Source organism: Phenylobacterium sp. P4_E10, assembly GCF_056401675.1.
Window position 1 is genome coordinate 57,606 of the sequence record NZ_JBFUIW010000021.1, and the last position, 7,242, is coordinate 64,847.

The 7,242-nt window shown below is 69.3% G+C and carries 5 protein-coding genes; 4 read left to right on the forward strand and 1 reads right to left on the reverse strand.

Annotated features, from left to right (window positions below; genetic code table 11):
* The first annotated feature begins 6 nt into the window (after positions 1 to 6).
* Both recN and ligA read left to right on the forward strand, forming a co-directional pair.
* Entirely contained in the window at positions 7 to 1,704 is a 1,698-nt protein-coding gene (recN, locus tag AC1DQJ_RS19300) for a DNA repair protein RecN (protein ID WP_477606300.1), read from the forward strand.
* On the forward strand, positions 1,697 to 4,039 hold the full coding sequence (ligA, locus tag AC1DQJ_RS19305) for an NAD-dependent DNA ligase LigA (RefSeq protein ID WP_477606302.1): 2,343 nt from the start codon (positions 1,697 to 1,699) through the stop codon (positions 4,037 to 4,039). Before recN ends, ligA begins: the two co-directional genes overlap by 8 nt.
* 1 nt (position 4,040) lies before the next feature.
* On the opposite strand, the gene AC1DQJ_RS19310 is transcribed toward ligA, so the two are convergent.
* Positions 4,041 to 5,858, reverse strand: a complete 1,818-nt coding sequence (locus AC1DQJ_RS19310; protein WP_477606304.1) for an aminopeptidase P family protein — start codon at positions 5,856 to 5,858, stop codon at positions 4,041 to 4,043.
* Positions 5,859 to 5,983: 125 nt separating this feature from the next.
* On the opposite strand from AC1DQJ_RS19310, the gene AC1DQJ_RS19315 reads away from it, so the two are divergent.
* Positions 5,984 to 6,328, forward strand: a complete 345-nt coding sequence (locus AC1DQJ_RS19315; RefSeq protein WP_477606306.1) for a GIY-YIG nuclease family protein — start codon at positions 5,984 to 5,986, stop codon at positions 6,326 to 6,328.
* A 215-nt stretch (positions 6,329 to 6,543) separates the two neighbouring features.
* Positions 6,544 to 7,104 (forward strand): GNAT family N-acetyltransferase, encoded by a 561-nt coding sequence (locus AC1DQJ_RS19320; protein ID WP_477606308.1) that lies wholly within the window; start codon positions 6,544 to 6,546, stop codon positions 7,102 to 7,104.
* The last annotated feature ends 138 nt before the right edge of the window (positions 7,105 to 7,242 follow it).

Here is a 7,242-nt window from a genome sequence, read left to right on the forward strand (position 1 = left end):
GCTGACATGCTGATCGGACTTTGGATCCGCGACGTGGTGCTGATCGAGGCCTTGGACCTGTCCATTGGTCCGGGCCTCACGGCGCTGACGGGCGAAACGGGCGCGGGCAAGTCGATCATCCTCGACAGCCTCGGCCTGGCGGTCGGCGCGCGCGCCGAAGCCGGGCTTGTGCGTCAGGGTTCGGCCCAGGCCGTCGTGTCCGCTGTCTTCGCGCCGTCCCCTGACCATCCGGTCTGGGAGGTGCTGGAGGAGAAGGGCATCTCCTACGATCGCAGTGAGGACCTGGTCCTGCGCCGCACGCTAAGCGCCGACGGCCGCAGCCGCGCCTTCGTCAACGACCAGTCGACCAGCGCCGGAACCTTGCGCGAGCTCGGCGAGATCCTGCTTGAGGTTCATGGCCAGCACGAAACCGTCGGCCTGCTCGACGCGCGCACCCATCGCCCGCTGCTGGATTCGTATGGTGGGCTGGGCGGTCTGGCGGCGAGCGTCAACGAGGGCTGGAGCGCCTGGCGCAGCGCCCGCACACGTGTAGAAGCGCTGCGGGAAGCCGTGGCCCGTTCAGCGGCCGAGTCCGAAGAACTGACCCTTCGACTTTCCGAGCTGGATCGTCTCGACCCGCAGGAGGGCGAGGAGCCGGCTTTGGCCGAGCAGCGCGCCATCCTCGGCGCCGCTGAGAAGGCGCTTTCGGACATTGCCGAAGCCAGCCAGGCCTTTGAGGGCCTGACCGGCCGCCTGGCCCAGGCGGTCCGCGCTGTCGAGCACGCCCGCACCCGCGCCATCGCGGCCGGGGCAGGCGAGGAGTCGCCCGCGGTCGCCCGCCTGGCGGCCGCCAGCGCCGCCATCGACCGGGTGTTCAGCGAGGCCCAGGAAGCCGAGGCTGCGGTTGACGCCGCCGCCGAGGCCTTCGACTTCCGGCCGGACCAATTGGAGAAGACCGAGGAGCGGCTGTTCGAACTGCGTGGCATGGCCCGCAAGCTGCAGGTCAGTGTCGAGGAGCTGCCAATCCTGCGCGTCCGCTTTGCCGAGAAGCTGCGCGCCATGGAGTCTTCCGAGGACGATCTGAAGGCCGCCGAGGCCGCGGTCGCCGCCGCCCGCGCCGCCTATCTGGACGCAGCCCACAAGCTTACCGAGGCGCGCCGCGCGACCGGCGATCGCCTGGCCGTCTCGGTCATGGCTGAGCTCGGCCCGCTGAAGCTCGACAAGGCCCGCTTCCGCGTCGCCGTGGACCCGATCGGCGAGGACCGGGCTGGCCCGACCGGCCTCGACCGCGTCGCCTTCGAGGTCGCCACCAATCCCGGGGCGCCGTTCGGCGACCTGGGCGCGATCGCTTCCGGCGGCGAGCTCGCTCGTTTCGCTCTGGCGCTGAAGGCCTCCCTTGCGGGGCGCGCGCACGGGCCCCAGCCGCTGATGATCTTCGACGAAGTGGACCAGGGGGTCGGCGGTGCGGTCGCCGACGCGGTCGGACTCCGCCTAAAACGCCTGGCCGCCGACGCCCAGGTGCTGGTGGTGACCCACAGCCCGCAGGTCGCGGCTCGCGCCGAGGCCCACTGGCGCATCTCCAAGGCCGGCGACGCCGAGCGGATTCGCACCGCCGTAGAAACGCTGTCGCTCGCTGACCGCGAGGAAGAGATCGCCCGGATGCTGGCCGGCGCCCAGATCACTGACGCGGCCCGCGCCGCGGCCAGGGCGCTGATGGATGCTTAAGACCGTCTCCGACCTCACCGAAGCCGAAGCGCTCGACGAGCTTACCCAGCTCGCCGACGAGATCGCGCGCCACGACATCGCCTATCACCAGCAGGACGCGCCCACGATCTCGGACGCCGACTACGATGCGCTCAAGCAGCGCAACGCGGCGATCGAGGCGGCCTTTCCGCACCTGATCCGCGACAATTCTCCGTCGATGCGGGTAGGCGCCGCCCGGGCCGAGCAGTTCTCGCCGGTCGAGCACGGCGTGCCGATGCTCAGCCTCGACAACGCCTTCTCCAACGAAGACGCGCTAGAGTTCGACGCCCGCATCCGCCGCTTCCTGCGGCTCTCGGGATCGGAGGAGGTGGCCTACACCGCCGAGCCGAAGATCGACGGGCTCTCGGCCTCGCTGCGTTACGAGAAGGGCGTCCTTGTTCAGGGCGCGACCCGCGGCGACGGCCGGGTGGGTGAGGACGTCACCGAGAACCTGCGCACCATCGCCGACATTCCCAAGCGCCTCGCGGGCGAGGGTTGGCCCGACGTCATCGAGATCCGCGGCGAGGTCTATCTCGGGCACGAAGAGTTCGCAGCGCTCAACGCCGCCAACGAGGCCGCGGGCCTGAAGACCTACGCCAATCCGCGCAACTCGGCCGCGGGTTCGCTGCGCCAGATCGACCCCAAGATCACCGCCACCCGGCCGCTGAAGTTCTTCGCCTACGCCTGGGGCCTGCTGAGCGCGCCGTTCGCGCAGAGCCAATCGGAGGCGCTGGCCAAGCTGAATTCCTGGGGCTTCCAGACCACGCCGCAAAGCCAGCGCGTCATCAGCGGCCAGGGCCTGCTCGAGGCCTATGCCGACATGGAGTCCGTGCGCCCCAAGCTCGGCTACGACATCGACGGCGTCGTCTACAAGGTTGACCGCCTGGACTGGCAGCAACGGCTGGGCTTCATCACCCGCACGCCGCGCTGGGCCATCGCCCGCAAGTTTCCGGCCCAGCAGGCCAGGACGATCCTCGAGGCCATCGACATCCAGGTTGGCCGCACCGGCGCGATCACACCAGTGGCGCGCCTGCGGCCGGTGACGGTCGGCGGCGTGGTGGTGGTCAATGCCACCCTGCACAACGCCGACGAGATCGCCCGCAAGGACGTGCGCATCGGCGACACGGTGATCCTGCAGCGGGCCGGCGACGTGATCCCCCAAATCCTCGGCTATGTGCCCGAGGAGCGGCCGGTCGACGCCGTCCCCTACGAGTTCCCGACCCATTGTCCCTGCGATCTGAAGACGCCGCTGACCAAGGAGACCACCGCCTCGGGCGCGGAGTCGGTGGTGCGCCGCTGCACCGGCGAGTTCGCCTGTCCGTTCCAGCGCATCGAGCATCTCCGCCACTTCGTCTCCCGCCGGGCCTACGACATCGAGGGCCTGGGCGAGAAGCAACTCACCTTCTTCTTTGAGAGGGGGTGGGTGAAGGAGCCGGCCGACATCTTCCGGCTGGCCGGCGACGAGGAGAAGCTGACTGAGCTGCGCGCCACCGACGGCTACGGCGAGACCTCGATCAACAATCTGGTCGCGGCGATCGACGCCAAGCGCGCCATCCCGCTGGATCGGTTCATCTTCGGCCTCGGCATCCGCCACGTCGGCGAGACCACGTCGATGGCGCTGGCCCGGCATTTCGAGACCGTAGAGCACTTCGTGGCCGTCTCGGCGGCGGCGGCGGAGCAGATCGGGGGCCCGAACTATACGGCGCTGATAGAGCTGGAAGGCCTGGGTCCGACGGGTGTTCGCGCCGTCCTCGACTTCGGTGGCGGCGCCGGCCCGGGCCTGATCCCGGACGATGTGTCGCTGGACAAGCGGCTGCAGCTGGCTATCCCGAAGCTGAACTCGCGGGCGCGTGCGGCTCTAATCGAACGCTTCGGCGATTGGGACGCCATCGCCAAGGTCGCCGGCGCCGCGGCCCATGAGGCGCCCGGCGAGGAGTTCCGCGAACTCTCGGGCGTCGACGCCGTCGGCCCTGTGGCCGCCCGCATGATCGCCCAATTCTTTGCCGAGCCGCACAACCGCGCCAAGGTCGACGCCCTGCTGGCCGAGCTCAAGACCGTCATTCCGGCCGAGCGTCCGAAGACCGACACCGCCGTGGCCGGCAAGACCATCGTCTTCACCGGTAGCCTCGAGAAGATGACCCGCGACGAAGCCAAGGCCCAGGCAGAGACCTTAGGCGCTAAGGTCTCCGGCTCGGTGTCGAAGAAAACCGACCTGGTCGTCGCCGGCCCAGGCGCCGGCTCCAAGCTCAAGACCGCCACCGACCTCGGCATCCAGGTGATGACCGAGGACGAGTGGCTGGCCCTGGTGGGCGGCTAGCCTACAGCGGCGCGCAGGCGGCCTTGAGCCATTCGCGGACCTCGGCCTGTTCCAGACGCGGTCCGACGACCTCCAGCACCCGTGCGTGATAGGCGTCCATCTGGGCGCGTTCCTGTGGGGTCAGCATCTCCACCACGATCAGGCGGCGGTCCATCGGAGCCAGGGTCAGGGTCTCGAAGCCCAGCATTTCGCGCTCGCCGCCCGGGATCAAAGCCGGCTCGGTGACGAACTGCAGGTTCTCGATGCGGATGCCGTAAGCGCCTTCTTTGTAGTAGCCCGGCTCGTTCGAGAGGATCATGCCGGGCCGCAGGGCCACGAAGTTCGGCAGCTTGGAAATCCGCTGCGGCCCTTCGTGCACGCCCAGATACGACCCGACGCCATGGCCGGTGCCGTGGTCGTAGTCGAGGCCGACCATCCACAGCGGCGCGCGCGCGAGGGCATCCAGCGCCGAGCCCGTGGTGCCCGCCGGGAAGCGGATCGCCGCCAGCGCCAGGTGGCCCTTCAGCACCAGGGTGAAGCGCTCGCGCATCTCCTGGCTGGGCTCGCCGATGGCGACCGTGCGGGTGATGTCGGTGGTGCCGTCCAGGTACTGCGCGCCGCTGTCGACCAGCAGCAGCGATCCGGTCTCCGTCGGCTTGTTGAGCCGGGTGGTCGGCCTGTAGTGGACGATGGCGCCGTTCGAGGCGGCGCCGGCGATAGTGTCGAAGCTGAGGTCCTTCAGCGCCCCGGTTTCCTGGCGGAAGCCTTCCAGGCGGGTGACCACCTCGACCTCGTCGACCGTCCGGCCCTGGGCCTCGGTGGCGATCCAGTGGAGAAAGCGGGTCACAGCCACCCCGTCGCGGGCGTGGGCCTCGCGGGTTCCGTCGATCTCGACGGTGTTCTTGGCGGCGCGGGGCAGGGCGCAGGGATCTTCGCTGCGCAGCACCTCGGCGCCGCCCTTGTAGAGGGTGTCGAAGTACCAGGCCGACGACTGGCCCGGATCGACCAAGACCCGCTTGCCCTTCAGTTCGGCCAAGGCGCCCGGCAGATCATCCGGGGTCTCCAGCCGCACCTCGTTGCCCAGCCAGGCGCGCAGCTCGGGCGAGACCTTCACCGGGTCGAGGAACAGCCGCGCCGAGCCGTCGCTATTGAGGATCGCCTGGCCCAGCGGCAGCGGTGAGCGGATGACGTCGCCGCCGCGCACATTGAACAGCCACGCGATGGAGGAGGGGGCGGTCAGCACCGTGGCGTCGGCCTTCTTGCCGGCCAGGGCCTCGGCGATCCGGGCGCGTTTGGCGGCGGAGTCCTCGCCGGCGAACTGCAACGGGTGCGGAACGACAGGAGCGGTCGGCTGGGCCGGGCGCGCGGCGCCCCAGGCCTCGTCCAGCGGGTTGGTGGCGACCGGCTTCAGTTCCACACCAGCCTTGGCGGCCGCGGACTTAAGGCGCTCCAGCGCGTCCGGCGAATGGAGGCGCGGATCATAGCCAATGGTCTGGCCCTTGGCCGTTGCGCTTTCCAGATAGGCTGGCACGCCGCCCTCGACCAGGTCGCGGATCTCGAACACGCCGCCGTCTACCTGGTCGCGGACCTGCAGGGTGTAGCGGCCGTCGACGAAGATCGCGGCCTTGTCGGCCATGATCACAGCGGCCCCGGCCGAGCCGGTGAAGCCGCTGGCCCAGCCAAGCCGGTCATTGGCCTCTGGCAGGTACTCGTTTTGATGCTCGTCCTCGTGCGGGACCAGGAAGCCGTCCAGACCCTGCGCCTTCATGGCGGCGCGGATTAGGGGAACGTGCTTGGGGCCGAAGGAGGGATCGGTGGTTTCGTCAAAGGTCTGGCGCATACCCAGGAACTTAGTCGCGGCCGACGTTCCGCGCCACCCCGGGGCCGGGCTCTGCGACGAGCCTGCGTTGTGTATTATACCCGGATATAATTGACATCCCGCCGCAGCCGGGCCATCTCTGCGGCATGGACAGGACCGACCGCCGCGAAGCCATCCGCCAATACAAGGAGCGCAAGTCTCCGATCGGCATCTTCAGCCTGCGTTGCACGGCGACCGGCGCGACCTGGGTTGGGGCCTCGCGCAATCTGGACGGCCAGCGCAATTCGTCGCTGTTCTCCCTGCGACTGGGCAGCCATCGCAACAAGGCGATGCAGGCCGCCTACAACGCCGCTGGTGGAGAAGCCGGCTTCGAGTTTGCGGTGGTGGAGTTGCTCGAGGACGAGGAACTCGGCCCGATCGGCCGCGACACGTGGCTGAAGGAGCGCGAGCGTCACTGGCGCGCCGCCCTCGAAGCCCAGTCGGCGATCTGAGACCAGGGCGGGGTGGACGCCGCGCCCGCGCTTCGCCATAACGCCGCTATGCGTCACGCACCCGCCCGGTCGAATTCCTGCGGTCCCTCCGGGGCCGTGTGTCTTCGTTTGGGCTGATCGCCTGCCGCAGATTCACGACGCCCCGCCGCATCGGTTGGGGTCTGACGTGACGCAAAGAGCCCCCAGCCGACGGCCCAGACCTCGGAGAGAGCTCAATGACACCGCCACAGACCTGGACACCGCTGCACACCAAACGGCTACTGCTGCGCGAGTTCACACCTGACGATTTCGAGGACGTCCATGCCTACGCGACGGACGAAGAGACCGTCCGCTACATGGACTGGGGTCCCAACACCCTGGAGCAGACAAAGCACTTCCTAGGGCTCGAGATCGCCGCCCAGACCGGCGAACCGCGCCGCCATTTCGGCCTAGCAGTCGAACTGGTTGAGGAGCGCCGCGTGATCGGCTCGATCCGCCTGGGGCTCTGGGATCACCGCAACGCCGACTTCGGCTACAGCTACGGCAGCCGCTGGTGGCGGCGGGGCCATGGCTACGAGGCCGCTCACGCTCTGGCCGCCTACGCCTTTGAACAGATGGACGTCCACCGGCTCTGGGCCACCTGCGATATTCGCAACCACGGTTCCTACGCGATCATGGAGAAGCTGGGCATGCGGCGAGAGGGAACCCTCCGCCAGAACCAGCCGATCCGCGAGGGAGGCTGGCGGGACACCCACCTCTACGCCGTGCTGGCGCAGGAGTGGGCGGCCCGTCCTTGAGGCCGCTAGTTGACCGGCGGCGCTGCGGTGGTGTCGCTGGCCTCGGAGGCGGCGTCGCTTGCCGCGGCGGCGCTCTCCTGGGCGGCCTGCGCGGTCCGCTCGGCGGCGGCCCCGGCGTTCTGGGCCGCGGTGCGGGTG